Here is an 18,320-nt window from a genome sequence, read left to right as displayed (position 1 = left end):
GGGATCGCCACCCTCAGCCTTTGGCGGGTCCGGAACCCGATGAAATGCCAGCCATGACTGTCCGGCGCACGCATCAAGGTGAAGTTATCGCATCTCACGCGGAATATGCACCGCAACCGGGTAAAAAACCCCATATCAAGCGCGAAGAAACAACAAAGGAAGAGCCCTCACCCGACGGCGAGAAAAAATAGCCCAAGCCAGCAACCTGGTCATGTCCTGACTGAAAATAATACGCTGAATGTCGCGCATGTTCAGTCATGTCCATAGGGCTAACAGTTCCCTGTTTGGACTTTCGTATACGCGACATCGCGCCAGCCAATGAACCGATATATGCACCTAGTCCGACCGATAAACACCGTGACCCAAGGTGCCTTGAAGCCGAGAAAGATAGCCACGCCCACTGCGCCGCCCAGCAGGGCTCCGGCTGCGACGCCTTTCCACGCTCCTTTATGCGCGTACTTGGCTCCTTGGTCGCTCATTGAATCGCCGCCAATTAGGGAATCGAAGCGCTGCAGGCAACGATGGGGCGACACACTGAAAAAACGCATGCCCAGCCGGCAATCGTCGAGCACGCGCTCAGAATCGGAGCCGGAGGAGGGCGAAAAAAGCCCCCGACAGTCTTCACAGCATCGGCGTTACGCCGTCAACTGCAGGCGAAACTTGTCGCCGAATTGATATCACCGGACTTATAGCGTGCGACCTTCGGATAAGGACAAAGTGGCCGACTACGAGCCGAGCCCCAATCAGAAGGCACCTCAGTGTTCGGAAACGCATTGCTCGCGTCGCGCGCGGTCGCCGTCACGCTGTCGGGCGCCTTGCCTTGCTCGACCCACGCGATCATCGGTGTAAGCATGTCGAACTGATCGGCAGTCGGCCCGCCCGAACAATGGTTCATGCCCGCGACCGTGTAGAGACGCGCGAAGTTGCTCGCGTCGCCGGCGTTGGCGGTCGTCAGTCGCTGATACCAGTCCGTCGTGTCGTTCGACGAGAACACCGGATCGCTCGTGCCGTGATAGACGATCAGCTTCGCGCCGCGGTTCTTCAATACGGAGAGATTGGTCTCGTCAGGCGGCGGCATGAACGACCACGAAGCCTCACTGTAGACGCCAGTCGTCGCGAAGATTTTCGGCGCGTCATTGTCCATGCTGAAGTTGAGCGCGTAGGCCGACAACTGGCTCAGAAGCGATGCGCTTTGCGGCGGCGTCGTGAACGTGAACGCCGCTGCGCCCGGATCGAGGGTGATCGAATTGGTCTGCTTCCACAGTGCCCAATTCGCGCCGCTGATGCCTACGTCATAGGGGAAGCTCGCATAAAGCGCCGTGCCCGCGCTGTCGTGCGCGCCCGAAAACACTTGGCCGATGGCGTCCTTCTGCGCGCTCGTCAGGCACGAGCCGTCGCGCACGTTGGCCGAGCAGGTGGGCACGTCGCGCGCAAGGTCGAAGTTCGCCTGACACGCCTTGATGTCCTGCACCATGCCATCGGCGACGCCATCGAGCGAATCGCATTTGGCAACGATGCGCGACGCCACGAGTTGCCGCTCCTGCGTGGTGAAGCCCGTCTTGATGTCGGGCAGACCGCCGGTGGTGGTCGCGGTCGCGACCTTGGCGAACTGCTGCGCGCTCCACATCTCGCCGATCGCAGCCTTCGGCAGATGAAAGCCCGGATCGCCCGCGATGATGCCATCGTAGTCTGCTGCATAGCGCGCGGCGGCGACCATCGCGTGACGGCCTCCGTTCGAGCATCCTTCGAAATAGCTGCGATCCGGGCTCTTGCCATAGGCGGTCTTGATGACCTGCTTGGCCATCGGCGTGAGCTTCGCAACGGCCTGATAGCCGTAGTCGAGACGCGCTTGCGGGTCCAGTCCGAAGAGCGGATTCTGCGCGGCCGAATGTCCCGCATCCGAACTGATGACCGCGAAGCCCATGTTCAGCGCGTTGTTCAGCGGACCGCCGCCGCTGATGACGCCGGTCGCCGCGATGACGTTACCGTCGAGCCCGCCGTTCGCCTGATAGAAGAAGCGCCCGTTCCACGCGAGCGGCAGACGCATCTCGAAGCCGATTGCGTAGGTCTTTCCGTCGACGGAACTCACGCGCTCGTTCATCCTGCCTTCGATCACGCAGTGTTCGGGCACCGCCTTGCCCGCGATGGTGAGTGTTTCAGCCGGGACATCCTGCACGGAAGTGAAGGACGTATTCGCGAATGCGAGTTTGGCCGCGAGCGCGTCGCACGTGCCGGACAGGTTCGCCGGCGTCGCTGCGCTCAGTTGAGGAAGGGCATTCGGGTTGTCGTCGGAGCCGCCGCCACATGCGGCGAGCATCGTCGATGCGAGTGCCGCGATCATTGTCTTGTTCATGCCTTGTCTCCTAGAACGAATGGCGCACGCCGATCATGACGCCGGTCTGTCCCGCGCCCGCCGCGGGTGTCGTGCCGCCGCCACCGCCGCTAACCGAGTAGCGCGCCTTCGCGCTGTTGGCGAGATACGAGCCCTGCGCGTACACCGCGGTGCGCTTGGACAGCAGATAAGTCGTGCGCAGCGTGCCCATCGTCGCGCGTGTGTCGTGATCGGCGTTGACGATGCGATACACCTCGCCATCAAAGATGAACGCCGGCGTCACGAAGTACGAAGCGCCGACGAAAAACAGATCCGAGCGCGCGTCCGGCAAGGCGGGCGAATCGGTGACGACGCGCCGTCCCAGCCAGCCGAGGCCGATCTTCGCGCCGGCATACTGCGCCCAGGCGCTCACGTGCGTGCGCGCATCCTTGTCGGCGGCGTTGATGAGCGGCGTGGGCGTGACGCCGTCGAAGAAGTTGGCGGCGGCTGTCGAGCCGCCGCGTTGTTCCTCGTACGATGCCGCCGCGCCGAAATACTGCGCCTCGTACTTGAGCATCACGGACCAGTCGCGGCATTCAGTCCCGTGCCCCGGCACGGAACCCGCGCACGAGCCTTGCCCCGGCGAGTTGTTGCCGGCGGCATCGCGACCGAAGGAATAGCTCGCGCCGAGCGTCACGCCCTGCCATGCGCCGATGTATGTCACGCTGTTGTCGGCGCGCGCGTTCGGCACGTAGGCATCGAGCGAGCCCAGGCCGTAGATGTCGGGACCAATCACGTCCGCGTTCATCAACGCGAGATAGGTCATCGTGTACTGCCGTCCGAAGGCGATCGTGCCGTACGGCGCCTTGATGCCCACGAACGCCTGTCTTCCGAACAGACGGCCGCCCTGTCCGAGGCTGCCATCGCGGACATTGAAGCCGCTTTCGAGTGTGAAGACCGCGCTGTAACCGCCGCCGAGATCCTCCGCGCCGCGCAAGCCCCAGCGCGAGGGAAACTCGCCGGTGACGGCCGGCATGCGAAACACATGGTCACCTGCGGCGTTCGCGTGCGACACATGCTCGATGCCCGTATCGACGATGCCATACAGCGTGACGCTCGATTGCGCCGCCGCGCTCGCCGCGAAGGCGCACAGCGCGCCGCCGAGAAGAAAATGCCTGTTCCGGTGAATGACCTGCATTGACGCGTCTCCGTTGATACTGTCGTTGTTGTGATGGGTGGAAAGGAATTCAGTCGGCCGTGCGCGGACGGCGTATCAGCATCAGGGCGGCGGCGGCCGCGATCAACGTCACCGGAATGCTCGCTCCGATGACGACTGACGCGCTTCGACCCATCGCGAGCAATTGCCCGGCGGCGAGCGGCCCGATCACCGAGCCGACGCGTCCCACGGCGACCGCCGCGCCGACGCCAGTTCCGCGCATCGCGGTCGGATAGAACGCGGCGGAGAGCGCATACAGCACGGATTGCCCACCAATCACGAACATGCCCGCGAAAAAAGCCGATACGGTGAGCGCGGCGAAGCCGGGCGCAATTGAGAGCGCCGCGAGCGAAGCGATGATGCCAACATACATGCCCGACACCACAAGTCCGCCGCGCAGGCGATCCATCAACATGCCGATGAACAACGCGCCGAGACCGCCGCCGACGTTGAAGAAGATCTGCACGAAGCCGACTTCGCCGCGTCCGAGGCCGCGCGCGGCCATCAGCGAGGGAAGCCAGTTGAGCAGGAAGTAGAGGACGATCAACGTGCAGAAGTAGCTGATCCAGAGTTGCATCGTGGCGTACGCGCGGCGTTCGCCGAACAGCACGTCGATGACGGGCGCGGGCTTCGCCGCATGGGCGGCGGCGCGGCTGAACGCTTTTGACTCGGGCAGGAACGCGAAAAGCAAAGGCACGAACAGCAGCGGCCCCGCGCCGCCGACATAGAAGATGTGACGCCAGTCGGCATCGCCCGCGCTCATCATGCCGACGATCGACGCAATCACGCCGCCGAACGGAATGCCGCAATACATCACGCTCACGGCGGTGTTGCGCGCCTTTAGCGGCACGGCTTCAGACGAGAGCGCGATCAGATTCGGCAGCGCGCCGCCTAGTCCGATGCCCGTCAGCACGCGCACGACGACGAGCGCCGGAAAGCTTGTGACGAACGCCGTCGCGATGGACAGCAGGCCGAAGATGCACGCACACAGAATCAGCACGCGCTTGCGCCCGATACCATCCGCGAGACGCCCGCCGAACATCGCGCCGGGCAGCAGGCCGAAGGTGCCCGCACTGAACGCGAGGCCCATCTGCGCGACGGACAAGCCGAATTCGCGCGCCATGCGTGGCGCCGCGACGCCGACGGATTGCAGGTCGAGTCCTTCGAGCAACGCGATGGCGAAACACAGGCTCAGTGTCGCGACGGCGCTGCCCGAAACGCTCGAATGCGCGACTGTGCCGTCTCCTGGCAATGCTGTTCTGGTGGTTTTCATGTCGGTTTCTTCGCTGGATGATCGATCACGACGGGCGCGGCCCGCCGGTTAATTATCAGGTAACCTGATATACAGGTCATAAAAAACGGGCATGCGAAAAGCGCGAACGATTCGAGCGCTGCACATGGCCGCCTGGCGGTTTTCCTTCGGTTTGCGTGTGGACATATTTGATATCAGGTAGCCTGATTTACACAAGCGCGATGCGTTCGGTGAATACCCTAAGCAGGCGCATTAGCGTTTACGTGCACTCGAAAGTAATTGCGTATCAGGCAGCCTGATATTAAACTCATTTCATCAGGTTGCCTGATTCAATGTCAAGCGCTGTCGGGTAACGCAACTCACGGCGCGCATACGAAACCGCAAGCAGGAGCAAGAAACATGGCGAATTACGAAGGACGTTACAAAACGGTCGATGTGAAGGTGGAAGGCGGCATTGCCTGGGTGATGTTCAATCGTCCGGAAAAGCGCAATGCGATGAGCCCGACACTCAACAGCGAAATGATCCAGGTGCTGGAAGCCGTCGAGCTCGACGAGGAAGCGCGCGTACTGGTGCTGACGGGCGCGGGCGATGCCTGGACGGCAGGCATGGACCTGAAGGAATATTTCCGCCAGATCGATTCGAGCCCGGAAATCGTGCAGGAAAAGATTCGCCGCGATGCCTGCCAGTGGCAATGGAAGCTCTTGCGCATGTATTCGAAGCCGACGATCGCGATGGTCAACGGCTGGTGCTTCGGCGGTGGCTTTTCGCCGCTCGTCGCGTGCGATCTTGCGATCGCCGCGGACGAAGCCGTGTTCGGTCTTTCTGAGATCAACTGGGGCATTCCGCCGGGCAATCTCGTCAGCAAGGCGATGGCGGATACCGTCGGGCATCGTCGCGCGCTGCACTACATCATGACCGGCGACACCTTCACGGGCGTCGAAGCAGCCGACATGGGGCTCGTCAACAAGAGCGTGCCGCGCGCGCAATTGCGCGAGGAAGTCATCGCGCTCGCCGCCAAGCTGCTCGAAAAGAATCCGGTTGTCCTGCGCGCCGCGAAGCATGGTTTCAAGCGCTGCCGCGAGCTGACATGGGAGCAGAATGAGGACTATCTGTACGCCAAGCTGGATCAGGCGCAACTGCGCGATCCCGAGCATGGCCGCGAGCAGGGGCTGAAGCAGTTCCTCGACGACAAATCGATCAAGCCCGGCCTGCAGGCCTACAAGCGCTGAGCGAAGTGTACGGTCAATCAACGGAGACAGTCATCGTGAGCGAAGTGAGCATGTTGATCGGCGGCCGCGATGTGGCCGCATCGAATGGTGCGGTGTATGAGCGCCTCGATCCGGTGACGGGCGTCATCGCGTCCCGCGCGCCGGCAGCGACACTCGCTGATGCGGACGCCGGTGTCGAGGCCGCCGCCGCGGCGTTCCCCGCGTGGGCAGTGCTCAAACCGACGGAGCGCCGCGCGCGCCTTTTGAAAGCCGCCGATCTGATGGATGCGCACGCGGAACGCTTCATCGAGGCGGGCGTCGCGGAGACCGGCGCGAAGCCGAACTGGCTCGGCTTCAACGTGCATCTCGCGGCGAACATGCTGCGCGAAGCGGCCGCGATGACGACGCAGATCGACGGCAGTGTCATTCCCACCGATACGCCCGGCAACATGGCGCTGGCCATGCGGCAACCCTGCGGAGTCGTGCTCGGCATTGCGCCGTGGAATGCGCCGGTGATCCTCGGGACCCGCGCGGTCGCGATGCCGCTCGCGTGCGGCAACACGGTGGTGCTCAAAGCCTCCGAAGCCTGCCCGGCGATGCACCGCATGATCGGGACCGTGCTGCAGGAAGCGGGACTCGGCGATGGCGTCGTCAACGTCGTCACGAACGCGCCCGAGGATGCGGCCGCTATCGTTGAACGGCTGATCGCGCATCCGGCCGTGCGGCGCGTGAACTTCACCGGCTCGACGCACGTCGGCCGCATCATCGCGATGCATGCGGCGAAGCATCTGAAGCCCGCGCTGCTCGAACTCGGTGGCAAGGCGCCGGTCATCGTGCGCGAGGACGCGGACCTCGACGCGGCCGCATCGGCGATCGCGTTCGGCGCGTTCTTCAACCAGGGGCAGATCTGCATGTCGACGGAGCGCGTGATCGTGCATCGCGCGGTCGCGGCGGCGCTCATCGAAAAACTCGCGGACAAGGCGCGTGCGCTCGTGGCGGCGCCGCCGACCGACGCGAGCGCGGCGCTCGGCGCGCTGGTCAGCGCGCAGGCGGCCGAACGCGTGGCCGCGCTGATCGACGACGCACGCGCGCAGGGCGCGCGCATCATCACGAGCGGAGAGACGAAGGGCGCGGTGATGCAGCCCGTCATCGTCGATGGCGTTCGCGCGGAGATGAAGCTGTATGCGGAGGAATCGTTCGCACCGGTGTTGACGGTGCAGCGCGTGGATAACGACGAAGAAGCGATCCGCGTCGCCAACGACAGCGAGTTCGGCTTGTCCGCGGCCATCTTCAGCAGCGATATCGCGCGGGCACTGGAGCTGGCGAAGCGCGTCGAGTCGGGCATCTGCCATATCAACGGGCCAACCGTGCACGACGAAGCGCAAATGCCGTTCGGCGGCGTGAAGTCGAGCGGCTATGGCCGCTTCGGCAGCAAGGCGTCGATCGCGGAGTTCACGGATCTGCGCTGGATCACCATCCAGACAGGCGAGCGCCACTATCCGATCTGAACGCGAAAGAACACGGCGAAAGTCCAGCGCGCCAACCAACGGCGCAAGAACAGGAAGGAGACGAATTTGCTTTCATCGAGCGAAGCGATGCGCGCGCCGTTGCGCGCCGTATCGATCGGCGCGCCGCGGGCGCAAGTGCGCTCGCGCGGCGGCAATTGGTATATGCAGCCGGCCGAGCCGCTTGGCGCGTATCCCGTTCGTCTGACCGATCGCCTCATCGAGGGTGCGCGGCGGCATCCCGAGCGCTGGCTGATCGCGCGCCGCGACGAGCAGGGCGAATGGCACGGGATCACCTATGCCCTCATGCTGGATCGTGCGCGATGCATCGGCCAGGCGCTACACGATCGCGGGCTGTCCGCCGACCGTCCGTTGGTCATTCTGTCGGGCAACGATCTCGAACATATGCAGATGGCGCTCGGCGCGATGTGGGCCGGCGTGCCGTATGCGCCGATATCGCCGGCATATTCGCTCGTGTCGAGCGACTTCGGCAAGCTGCGCCACGCAATCGAACTGCTGACGCCAGGACTCGTGTTCGCAACGGACGCCTCGGCATACAGCGCAGCGATCGACGCTGCTGTTGCGCCCGACATCGAGCTCGTCAGCGCATTCGGCGAAGGCGCGCGCGGGCACACGCCGTTCGGGCAATTGCTCGACACCACGCCATCGAGCGTGGACACGGTCAACGCATCGCTCGATGCGGACACGATCGCTAAGTTGCTGTTCACCTCCGGCTCGACGCGCATGCCGAAGGCCGTGCCGACCACGCATCGCATGCTGTGCAGCAATCAGCAGATGCTGCTCGAAACGTTTCCGCAGTTCGGCATCGAGCCGCCGGTGCTGGTCGACTGGCTGCCATGGAATCACACCTTCGGCGGCAGTCACAACGTCGGCATCGCGCTGTATAACGGTGGCACCCTTTATGTCGACGATGGAAAGCCGGCGGGCAAGGCATTCAGCGAGACGCTGCGCAATCTGCGCGAGATCGCGCCGACGGTGTATTTCAACGTGCCGAAGGGTTGGGAAGAACTGACGAACGCGCTCGAAACTGACGCAGCGTTGCGCGAGACCTTCTTCTCGCGCGTAAAGATGTTCTTTTTCGCGGGCGCGGGGCTTTCGCAGGCCGCGTGGAACCGGCTCGATGACGTGACGCAACGCCATTGCGGCGAGCGTATCCGGATCATGGCGGGGCTCGGCATGACGGAGACATCGCCGTCGTGCCTCTTCACGACGGGCCGCGCCGTGACGACGGCGGGCTATATCGGCGTGCCTGCGCCCGGCTGCGACGTGAAGCTCGCCCCGGTCGACGGCAAGCTGGAACTGCGCTTTCGCGGCCCGAACGTCATGCGCGGCTACTGGCGGGTCGAGGCCAGAGCCGCAGCCGAATCGTTCGATGAGGAAGGCTATTACCGCAGCGGCGACGCCGCGAAGTTCGCCGACCCCGAACGGCCCGAGTTGGGCTTGCTGTTCGATGGCCGCATTGCGGAGGACTTCAAGCTGAGTTCAGGCACCTTCGTGAGCGTTGGCCCGATGCGCGCGCGCGTGATCTCCGAAGGCATGGCGTACATTCAGGATGTGGTGGTCACCGGGCTCAATCGCGATGACGTCGGGCTGCTGGTGTTCCCGCGGCTCGACGCGTGCAGGCGGCTCGCGGGGCTGGCCGATGCGGCGAGCGCGCGCGAGGTCGTCGCCGCGCCGGCGGTGCGCGCCTGTTTCGCGGATCTGCTGACGCGTCTGAACCGCACGTCGACGGGAAGCGCGACGACCATCGCGAGAATGTGTCTGCTAGATGTCGCGCCATCGCTCGATCTGGGCGAAATAACGGACAAAGGCTCGATCAATCAGCGTGCCGTGCTGACGCACCGCGCGGCGCAAGTGGACGCGCTGCATGCCGCCGGGCGCGACGATGTGGCCGTGATCCTGGCGCGGCCGAAGCGCGACGCCTGAACGGGCCGGAACGTTGAGGAGCGGGCGCGGTAAGATGCCACTCCACGACGCAAGGAACCACCGCGATGAACGGCAAAGTATTCAAGAAAGCTGCATCCGAGACAACCGCGCCTCGACCCGCGCGCAGGGCGGCGTCGCGGCCGCATCTCACGTATCTGATCGGCAGCCTGGACCGCATTCTCAAGCGGCGCCTGACCGATGCGCTCGTACCGTTCGGCCTCACGCTCGCGCAATTCACGGCGCTGTCCGTGCTGGAGGCGCGCGGGGAGGCCTCGAACGCGCAACTCGCGGAGCGTTCGTTCATCACGCCGCAATCGGCCAACGAAGTGATGATCGCGATGTCCTCGCGCGGCTGGGTGACGCGTGAACCCGATCCGAATCACGGACGGATCGTTGTGTTGCGTCTCACGGATGAAGGCCGCGCGGTCGTGCGTCGCTGCATGAAAGCGATCGAGCTGATCGAGCGCGAGATGCTGGGGGATATTGATTTAAAGAAGGCATCGGAAATTCAGTGTCATCTCGAGGAGTTCGGACGCCGGCTCAGACGCTCGTAGCCCCCTTTTTAGTAAGGATAGAAAAATCCCTCATTTCATTCCCGGCGTGCACGTACGGCTGTTTGAAATTCGTCACATGACATGACATAACGCCGTCGTGCGGATCGAGACAGACAGGCGTCGAAAGGACTTGGGCTTGCACGAGATTAAACGGTTGAGCGGGATCAGCGGCGACTATCGTCGCCTGCTTGCTTCTACTAGTCGATGACCCAGTCCGACCAAGAAGAGACGGTCGACTGTGCTGGCCAGATCGTCAACAATCGCCCCCCACGCCGACACGGACCCGCAATGCTTGTTTGCCTGCACACCGCATCCGACGCACTATCGTTCGAGTTTCTGCGGCTATCAAAGACCGGCGCGATCCGATGCTCGGCTCCGACTAATAGCAAAACTCTCCAGCGTCGGCTTACTCTGCGACACTAGCCAGCGCGGCGGCACGAATGAGCCGCGTCTCCTGTGCCATGATCAGATGGCCCGATGCCTTGAGATAGGCCGGGAAATCCGGATGCGTATCGCGTGCAAGGCACCGTCGTTCGTAGTCTGGCAAATCATCATACCCCCACAGGTGGGTGAACTGATTCTGCGGCCCGACCAGACTTGTCCAGAAGCCGAGCGGATGTCCAAGCGTCTCGCGCAGGATCGGCATCGCCAGCCTGTCGAATACGTCGAGAAACTCGGGCATCTTGCGCAGCGCGATGGTGTAGACCCGGAAATCCACGAGGGGCTTTGCCAGAAACATGGGTTGGGTATTCATGCGTACACCTTCTCTTTGGCGGGCCATCGCTTTGGCGGCAATGGCGTTACCGGTGACATAGCCGAAAGTCATGTTGGGCCCATGGGTGATGCCGGCGCCCGGATAGTTGCCGCCCATCACGCTGCGCCGGTCATTGCCGACCGCGTAAAGGCCGTCGATCTGGCTGCCGTCGGCGCGCAGCACCTCGCCGGTGACGCTGGTTCTGAGGCCGTCGAACGTACCCAGATCGCCCATCACGACCTTCACCGCATAGAAGGGGCCGGTCGCGATCGGCGCAACGCAAGGATTGGGCTGATTGTCCGGATCGGCGAGATAACGGTTGAACGAGGTGCGTCCGCGCTGAAACGCCGGGTCTTCTCCGCGCTCGGCGTCGCGATTGTAGGCAGAGACCGTCTTCTCGAGCGCCTCAGGAACGATCCCGCAATTGCGCGCCAGCTCGCCGATCGTCTCGCCCTTGACGAGGTAGCCTTTGCGCAACAATGGCGCTACTGGCATCGGCGCGGGCTTCGCATAGCCGAGTCCATACTTGCCGAGCGCCACCTTGTCGCAGATCAGCCACATTGCCGTCTCCCGTTCACGCTCGCAGGCGCGCATTAGCGCCGCGCCTACATCGTGGTAGGAGTTCGATTCGTTGGTGAAGCGCCGGCCGTTGCGCAGCACGCCGATCACGCCGGGCTTGTAGCGGTCGAGCAGATGCGGGAATACGCCGGTGCGGCCCTTGCCGAAGGGCACCTTCGAGACCGGCATCCAGGCCGACGCATCGGCGAAGCCGAGCGCCACGGCACCCCCGATCTTCTCCGCCATGTTCAGCCCGTCGCCCGTATTGCCGACAGGAGTAGGCGAGAGATGCTCCCCGCCGCGTTTCACATGCGGATAGACCTGCGCGATGCGCTGGAGATCGTGCGGGAAGCCGCCGCAAGCCAGCACGACGCCGTGCCGCGCGGTGATCCGCAGGTCGCCGTCCGCTGCGCTCGCGCGCACGCCGACTACCTTGCCGTCCTTGCTCAGCAGTTCCTTCACGGGCGTCGAAGTGAGAATCGGAATGTCGAGCGCCAGCGCCGACTTCGCGGCCTCGCGGCGAGCGCGTTGCCGCTCGTGACGTTGATCCCCCGCCGGTAGAGCGCCAGCTCCTTGAGGTGCGTGGCCAGGCGCCGGGCTACGTAGAAAAACGAAACAATCGACCTGGTCGCGCGGAAGAAGTGCTTGAGGTCCGCGTTCGAGGAATTGAACATCATCCCCATGAAGGTGATCGTCTCGAGCGGCGGCTTGAGACGGCGCATGTCCTTGCCGAGCCCGCGAATGTCATAGGGCGCGGCGAGGATCGAGCGGCCGATGTCGACGCCGCCGCGCGCATCGGGGTGATAGTCCGGATAGAGCGTAGGCACGAACTTCATCTCGGTCTCCCGCTCGAAGAACTCGACCATTTTCGGCCCGTTCTCGATAAGCATTCGACCGCGGCGGCATCGAAGTTGCTGCCGGTCTCGCTCATCATGTATTCGCGCACGCGCTCGACGGTGTCAGCCGGATTCTGCTGCCGGCCATACTTGCTCAGCGGAATCCACAAGACTCCGCCCGACAGCGCGGTGGTACCACCGAACACGGGCTCCTTTTCGAGCACGATGACATCGAGGCCGCGCTTTTTTGCAGTGATCGCGGTAGCGAGGCCCGCGGCACCCGATCCGACCACGACCAGGTCGCAAGTGATCTCCTTGGCCATATCCAATCTCCTTGTCGTTATGGTGTGATGGTGCTCACGCGGCCGCCGGGGTGGCGTTGAAGCCGGGGCGCGGGACCATGTCCATCAGCATGCAATCGAGCCCGCCGTCGACCAGTACCTCCGCGCCGTTGACGTAGGCAGCCAGGTCGGAGGCGAGGAACAGGGCGGGGCCGGCGAGGTCCTCCGGCTCGCCGATGCGGCGGCTCGCGGTGGCGGCGGCGCGGCGAGCCTCGAAGCCGGGCTCCTCGTAGAACTTCGCGGACAGCGCGGTTCGGATCATGCCGGGCAGCACGCAGTTGCTGCGCACCCCGCGTGGGCCCCATTCCGCCGCCAACTGACGCGATAGCAGCAGCACGGCCGCCTTGCTCGGGCTATACGAACCGCTATTGGTCTGCGGATTGAGTGCCGCAATCGAGGCAACGTGAACGATGCTGCCTTTGCCCGTGGCCAGCATGTCGGCCCCGAAAGCTCGAGCACACAGCAGATAGCCGGTCAGGTTCACTGCGATGGCCTGGTTCCAATCCGCGATCGACACCGTGTCGAGAGGTCCGGCCCGCAGCAGCCCCGCATTGTTGACGAGCACGCTGGCCGGTCCGAGCGCTGCGCGAACCGCGCCGGCAGCCTCGGAAACCGAGGCTTCGTCCGACACGTCGCAGCCGATCGCCTGCGCCACCGCACCGGCGTTCCGGAGTTCGGCGCCGACAGCTTCAGCGCCGCCAAGATTCCGGTCCACCAGCGCCACATGTGCTCCGACACCGGCGAACGCGCGCGCGATACCGGCACCGATGCCACTGCCCGCACCCGTGACCACGCAGACCTTTCCGTCCAGGTTCAGCGAGTAGGGGGCCGACGCGGCGGCGCGATTTTCGAGTTCCTGTCTCATGTAGTTATCCTTTCTGAAATTTTCGATGCGATTTCGCTTGCGGAAATCCGTATCGCCATTGAACGCCCCCAGCGCCTATGGAACAATGGACAGAGATCACATAGAGCAGGACATAACGTGCATCATGGCCGATGACACACAGCGCCGCCGGACCGTTCTGCATTTCGCGCTCTACGGCGCGGAAGCCGACCAATCCTGGGTCGACATGGTCCATTACGAACGCATTCCGCTGCGTGCCGGCCGTTTCGACTTCGACATCAAGCCGCACGTCCATGACGCGCTGATCCAGGTGCTCTACGTCACCTCCGGGGGCGGCGAAACCTTCATCGACGGCAAGAGCTGGGCAGTCGAAGCGCCATGCCTGATCGTCGTGCCAGCGCGCTCGGTTCACGGCTTTCACTTTCGCAGCGACGTCGACGGTCACGTCATCACCGCCGCGCAGTCCGCGCTGGAATCGCTGGCGATGACGGCCGCGCCCGAACTGCTGGAATTCATCCGCACGCCGACAGTGCTGTCGATCGATCCCGAGGTCGAGCGCGGCACGTCTCTAGACACCCTGTTCGAGTCGATCGGGCACGAGGCGGAGAGCCACGAGCGCTGGCAGTTCACCGCGGGCGCGGCACTGACGATTGCCCTGTTCGTCAAGATTGGGCGCCTCAGCGAGAGCGCCCGGCTTTCAGCCAGTTCCGAGCAACGGACCATGGCCGGACGGATCGAGCGGTTCCGCGCCCTGCTCGACCGCCATTGCCGTGAGCGGCGGCCGGTCGCCAGCTATGCCGACGAGATGGGCGTGACAAGCGGCCAGCTTTCCCGCATCTGCCGCGCCGCATTCGGAAGCTCGGCAATCGAGGCGATCGATGCGCGCTCCATCCATGAGGCGAAGCGGTTGCTCGGCTATTCGACGCTCAGCGTGAAACAGATCGCCAGTGAACTTGGCTTTCAGGACGAGGCCTATTTCGGCCGGTTCTTCCGCAAACAGACGGGGCTGCGGCCAACCGAATATCGCGCCGCGGCCCACGACCGATCCTTACCGAATGAGAGGGCAAGCGCCGGCTGACTCGACCGTCCCCTCATCCGCTTCAGGCCGCGGTAACCCACCGAGTTTCACGAACAGGTGCTCCGGGCCGGAGTTGGTCAGATTATTGCCCCGCACATACTGGATTGGCCTTGCGGGATCGAGCGCAATATCGCCGACCTTGCGGGCCAGAGCCTTCGTCGCGATCAGCGTCTCCAGCTTGGCGAGCGGCGCGCCGAGGCACTTGTGCATGCCGTTGCCGAAACCCAGATGGCCGCTGGTATCGCGGTCGATGTCGAATGCCTCGCCGTCGGCAAACTTGCGGCTGTCGCGGTTGGCGGCCGACAGCAGCAATCGCACGACCGCGCCCTTGGGCAGATCGCCGCCCGCGACAGTGGTCGCCTCGGTGGTGATGCGGCTCACACGCTGGACGGTTCCGCGATAGCGCGCCACTTCCTCGACAAAACGGTCGGCGTCGGTGGGGTTCTCGCGAATACGTCCCAGCAGATCCGGCTGTTCGGCGAGCATGCGAAAAGCGTTGGCGACAAGGATGGTCGTCGTGTCATGCCCGGCGATGAACACAAAGGCGCACAGCTCCTTCGCTTCCTTTTCCGAGAGCAGCCCGTCCTTCCACATGCGCGCAATATGCCCGCCGATCGACTGGCTGTCGGTGAGAACGAGCCGCTCCATCGCCTCCTTCAGGTAGGCGAAGAAAGCCTTCGCGCTCTGCTCGTCGGTGCCGGTCCCCGGCGCGTTGCGGGCGAGGCGCCCGAAGTAGCTGAAGGTCTCGTCCGACCAGAACTTCATCTTCTCCTCATCTTCGTTCGGCACGTCGATCATCGCGGAGATGGTTGAGATGCTCAGCGGGATGGCGAAATCGTTGACGACATCACCGCCGCCTTTGGCGATCATCGCGTCGAGCAGGCTTTCCGCTCTTTGCGCGATCTGTTCGGTAAAGGGATCGAGGGCCAGCGGCAGAAAGGACGGCTGGACGACCTTGCGCAACCGCGTATGATCGGGCGCATCGAACAGCGTGAGGAAGGTCAGTGGCGGCGGGCTGACGACCTCGGAGGAGAACAGCTTCGGATTGCGGATCGCCTGATAAACATCGTCATAGCGCGAGAGGAACCACACATCGGATGTCGCCGACTGGCAACGCAGCACCGGCGCATGCTCCCGCATCCAGCGATAGTGCTCGTACGGGTCGCCTTGCGAGCCGTCATCGACCACCTTGAATGGCTCCAGCCCGTCGGGCCAGTCCAGTTCGTGTGAATAGGGCGGAAGGGTCTTGGCCGTGAATGGGCAGATCTGCGGCGCACTCTGCGGCACGGCAGGCGGGGCAGGCGGTGCAGATGGGGCAGAGGGTGGCGCTGCGACGATGGGTGCCGTCTTGCCCGACGTCATACGCTCCAGCCCACGGCTCATCGTGGCCTTGGAATGAAGCGCATGCAGCGCAATCATGTCCCGTGCCGCGTTCAGGTCGCCCAGTTCGAAGGCGGCAACGATGTCCCGGTGCTGCTGGACGATATCGCCGACGATCTCGATCTGGTCGGTCAGCGCGCGAGCGATGTAGTCCTGTACGGCCAGTTGCCGGTAGAGCGCGATCAGCTGGGCGTTGCCGGAAGCTTCGATGGTGAACAGGTGGAACGCGTGGTTGGCCTCGATGTAACGCGCAACGTCGGTAAAGCGCCGCCCGGACACGAACGGCGCCGTCGCCTCGGCGAGCTGGCGGAACACGATCAATTGCTCGCTCGACAGCCGGCCCATGGTCAGTTGAGCCGCTCCCAGTTCGAGCGCCATGCGCAGGTCGAAGGCTTCATCGACATCGACAGGAGCGATGCGCTCCTCGCCGGTCTGAACCACGAGGCCGGTGCCCGCGAACTTCTCGTAATAGAAGTTGCGCGGCGTCAGCCCTTCGGACGACAGAAAATCGCGCACCGCATCGACCATCGGCGGCGGACCGCAGAGGTAGACATCCGCATCCCCATCGTTCAGCTGGGAGGCGCTGATGTGGTGGGTCACATAGCCCTTGTTGGGATAGGCACTCTCGGGACTGGCGACGGTGCAGGCATAGGTGAAGTTCGGCAGGCGCTGCGCATAGGCTTCGAGCCGGTCGATGCCGACCAGATCCTCGTCGGTGTTCACACCCAGGATCATGTGGATCGGGTACGGACTGCCGCCGTCTGCGACGATCTTGTCCAGCATCGAGAGGAACGGCGCGAGGCCCGTGCCGCCCGCCAGAAACAGCAACGGCCGCTCGATGGGACGCAGGTAGAAGCTTCCCAGCGGGCCGCGAAATTCGATTTGGTCTCCTACCTTGGCGGATTCGCACAGCCAATTCGACATCACCCCTTGACGCACATTGCGCACGAGGAAGGACAAACGCGGCTCGGACGGCCCCGAGCTGAAGGAGTAGGAGCGGGTCTGATCGGTGCCGGGCACCCGGATGTTGACATACTGCCCGGGAAGGAAGCTGAGATCCGCGCGTTTCTCCAACTCGACCGAGAAGGCGATCGTGGTGTCCGACGCTCGTTCGCAGGCGACGATCCGTCCTCGGTGGGAGGACGGGCCGGTCCCCGAGACATCGGAATCCGTGGCGAGCTGGATCACGCAGTCGGAACGTGGGCTCATCTGGCAGGTGAGAACCTTGCGGGCGCTCGCCTCTTCGGGGCTGAGCGCATCTTCCACGCAGTCGCCCAGTACGTAGTCGCCGGACTCGCAGACCGCCTTGCAGGTGCCACACACACCATCACGGCAGTCGAGTGGAATATTGATCTTGGCGCGAATGGCCGCATCGGTGACGCGCTCGCCCTCCTTGCACTCGATGAAGCGGGTCACTCCGTCCTCAAAACGGAACGTTATCTGATGGGCCATGGCGGTGTCTCCTCTAGAGCCGCCCGACCATTCCGCTGCGCTGGCGGTTTGCTCGGACGGGGCGGCGCGCGAGGTAACCTTGCTTCTCGCAAGCGCCCGGTGGGTTCAATGCCGCCAATTTAGAGCCTGAGCCGCGTCGCACTCAACGGACAGAGACGACGTTCACCCGGACAAAACGTGCATCGTGGTGGATGACGGATGATTGGAGTAATCCGGACGTCGCTCGCCGGCCACGTCCGGAAAAAGACTAACGCGTATAACCCTCGGGAGGCAGGTCCCGAAGGACTGCCACGCAGGTTTGCATCACGAAGAAGGCAGTTTGCGTCGAGTGCCTGGCAGTTGAGACACATGTCAACCATTCGAACCTTCAATACAACCCACGAATGTCCGGTGTGGGAAAAGATAGAGGACCGCTTCGGGTCCGAAAGTGTGCCTTGCCGCTGACGCTTGGCGGACTTGCCGTGGTCGGACAGGCACAGTTTTGCCTGCCAGCGGATGCAACTAATCGTCTATGTTTGCACACCCCCTGAGCAACAAGCACGCCAATTTCGGGGCCTGTCTGCAAAAAGAGAGGTTAGACGGTCAACCACTCGAAAAGTCAGCCTCGGCCAGGCGAAGCGGGCGGGTTGGCCGCGCGCGCAGCTTTCGTCGCGCGACCGCTACAATGCGTGAGAATCCCTCTCTGAAGATTTTCCCCAGCTGGACATCGTCCGCGCATTGGGCGGACGCCAGAAGACTCCACGCAAGAGCGTGGAACAACACACGTCACGCTTTCCCCCGCGCCAATCCAGGGCGAAGCTCAAGGTCCGTTTGTCTGCCGAGATCTGCGGTTCGGGCACATGCAGTTTCATGAGCGGCGTTACGGTCAATGCAGAAAATCGGAAGGTACTTACAACGATACATGGGGCGCGGCCTTGCTGCGCTTCACCAGTCTACGCGATGCTTCTCTTCGGTCTCCTGATGGCGCCGGTCGTCGTCGACGTGCAAGTAAATGCTGGTCGTTGTTAGCGAGGCATGGCCGAGGTTGTCGCGCACCGTGCGCAGATCCACCTTGCGGTCGGCCATGTGCGAGCCGGCGCTGTG

13 protein-coding genes and 1 pseudogene are annotated in these 18,320 nt (G+C 63.6%); 6 read left to right on the top strand and 8 right to left on the bottom strand.

From position 1 onward, the window contains the following. The first annotated feature begins 44 nt into the window (after nt 1–44). On the top strand, nt 45–191 hold the full coding sequence (locus tag NCT32_RS23450; protein ID WP_250490577.1) for a hypothetical protein: 147 nt from the start codon (nt 45–47) through the stop codon (nt 189–191). A gap of 452 nt (nt 192–643) precedes the next feature. Here NCT32_RS23450 and NCT32_RS23445 read toward each other — a convergent pair whose 3' ends face one another. Genes NCT32_RS23445 through mhpT form a run of 3 tightly spaced genes read right to left on the bottom strand, consistent with a single transcriptional unit; the run spans nt 644 to nt 4,800 of the window. Continuing rightward, entirely contained in the window at nt 644–2,353 is a 1,710-nt protein-coding gene (locus NCT32_RS23445; protein ID WP_250490576.1) for a tannase/feruloyl esterase family alpha/beta hydrolase, read from the bottom strand. 10 nt (nt 2,354–2,363) lie between these two features. Continuing rightward, on the bottom strand, nt 2,364–3,509 hold the full coding sequence (locus NCT32_RS23440; RefSeq protein WP_250490575.1) for a porin: 1,146 nt from the start codon (nt 3,507–3,509) through the stop codon (nt 2,364–2,366). Nucleotides 3,510–3,558: 49 nt separating this feature from the next. Then, the gene (gene mhpT, locus NCT32_RS23435; protein ID WP_250490574.1) at nt 3,559–4,800 is read right to left on the bottom strand and encodes a 3-(3-hydroxy-phenyl)propionate transporter MhpT; all 1,242 of its coding nucleotides are present in this window, start codon (nt 4,798–4,800) and stop codon (nt 3,559–3,561) included. A 378-nt stretch (nt 4,801–5,178) separates the two neighbouring features. Here mhpT and NCT32_RS23430 point away from each other — a divergent pair, with 378 nt between their 5' ends. The 4 genes from NCT32_RS23430 to NCT32_RS23415 all read left to right on the top strand — a co-directional run bounded on the left by NCT32_RS23430 (nt 5,179) and on the right by NCT32_RS23415 (nt 9,994). Then, the gene (locus NCT32_RS23430) at nt 5,179–6,009 is read left to right on the top strand and encodes a p-hydroxycinnamoyl CoA hydratase/lyase (protein WP_250490573.1); all 831 of its coding nucleotides are present in this window, start codon (nt 5,179–5,181) and stop codon (nt 6,007–6,009) included. Nucleotides 6,010–6,044: 35 nt separating this feature from the next. Beyond that, a complete protein-coding gene (locus NCT32_RS23425) occupies nt 6,045–7,496 on the top strand; it encodes an aldehyde dehydrogenase (protein WP_250490572.1) in 1,452 nt (483 codons plus the stop codon). Between the two features lie 87 nt (nt 7,497–7,583). Continuing rightward, nucleotides 7,584–9,440: a feruloyl-CoA synthase gene (locus NCT32_RS23420; RefSeq protein WP_250490585.1), complete on the top strand. Its 1,857-nt coding sequence runs from the start codon at nt 7,584–7,586 to the stop codon at nt 9,438–9,440. Nucleotides 9,441–9,505: 65 nt separating this feature from the next. Next, nucleotides 9,506–9,994: a MarR family winged helix-turn-helix transcriptional regulator gene (locus tag NCT32_RS23415; RefSeq protein ID WP_250490571.1), complete on the top strand. Its 489-nt coding sequence runs from the start codon at nt 9,506–9,508 to the stop codon at nt 9,992–9,994. 406 nt (nt 9,995–10,400) lie between these two features. On the opposite strand, the gene NCT32_RS23410 is transcribed toward NCT32_RS23415, so the two are convergent. From NCT32_RS23410 to NCT32_RS23400, 3 genes and pseudogenes are all read right to left on the bottom strand, one after another. Then, nucleotides 10,401–10,733, bottom strand: coding sequence for an NIPSNAP family protein (locus tag NCT32_RS23410; RefSeq protein WP_284508543.1), 333 nt, complete (start codon nt 10,731–10,733; stop codon nt 10,401–10,403). 33 nt (nt 10,734–10,766) lie between these two features. After that, nucleotides 10,767–12,465 (bottom strand): annotated as a pseudogene (locus NCT32_RS23405) (FAD-dependent oxidoreductase); the annotation flags it as partial. A gap of 34 nt (nt 12,466–12,499) precedes the next feature. Beyond that, nucleotides 12,500–13,348: an SDR family NAD(P)-dependent oxidoreductase gene (locus NCT32_RS23400; RefSeq protein WP_250490570.1), complete on the bottom strand. Its 849-nt coding sequence runs from the start codon at nt 13,346–13,348 to the stop codon at nt 12,500–12,502. Between the two features lie 124 nt (nt 13,349–13,472). Between NCT32_RS23400 and NCT32_RS23395 the strand changes: the two genes are divergently transcribed. Continuing rightward, nucleotides 13,473–14,405: a helix-turn-helix domain-containing protein gene (locus NCT32_RS23395; protein WP_250490569.1), complete on the top strand. Its 933-nt coding sequence runs from the start codon at nt 13,473–13,475 to the stop codon at nt 14,403–14,405. Here NCT32_RS23395 and benC read toward each other — a convergent pair. Then, nucleotides 14,376–17,237 (bottom strand): benzoate 1,2-dioxygenase electron transfer component BenC, encoded by a 2,862-nt coding sequence (gene benC / locus NCT32_RS23390; protein WP_250490568.1) that lies wholly within the window; start codon nt 17,235–17,237, stop codon nt 14,376–14,378. The genes NCT32_RS23395 and benC overlap by 30 nt on opposite strands. 924 nt (nt 17,238–18,161) lie before the next feature. Further along, nucleotides 18,162–18,320: tyrosine-type recombinase/integrase (locus NCT32_RS23385; protein WP_250490583.1), on the bottom strand; the 159-nt coding region annotated here is incomplete at its 5' end.

The sequence above is a fragment of the Caballeronia sp. INML2 genome (genome assembly GCF_023631365.1).
Classification (GTDB): Bacteria; Pseudomonadota; Gammaproteobacteria; order Burkholderiales; family Burkholderiaceae; genus Caballeronia; species Caballeronia turbans.
This window is presented reverse-complemented; position numbering and strand designations above follow the sequence as displayed.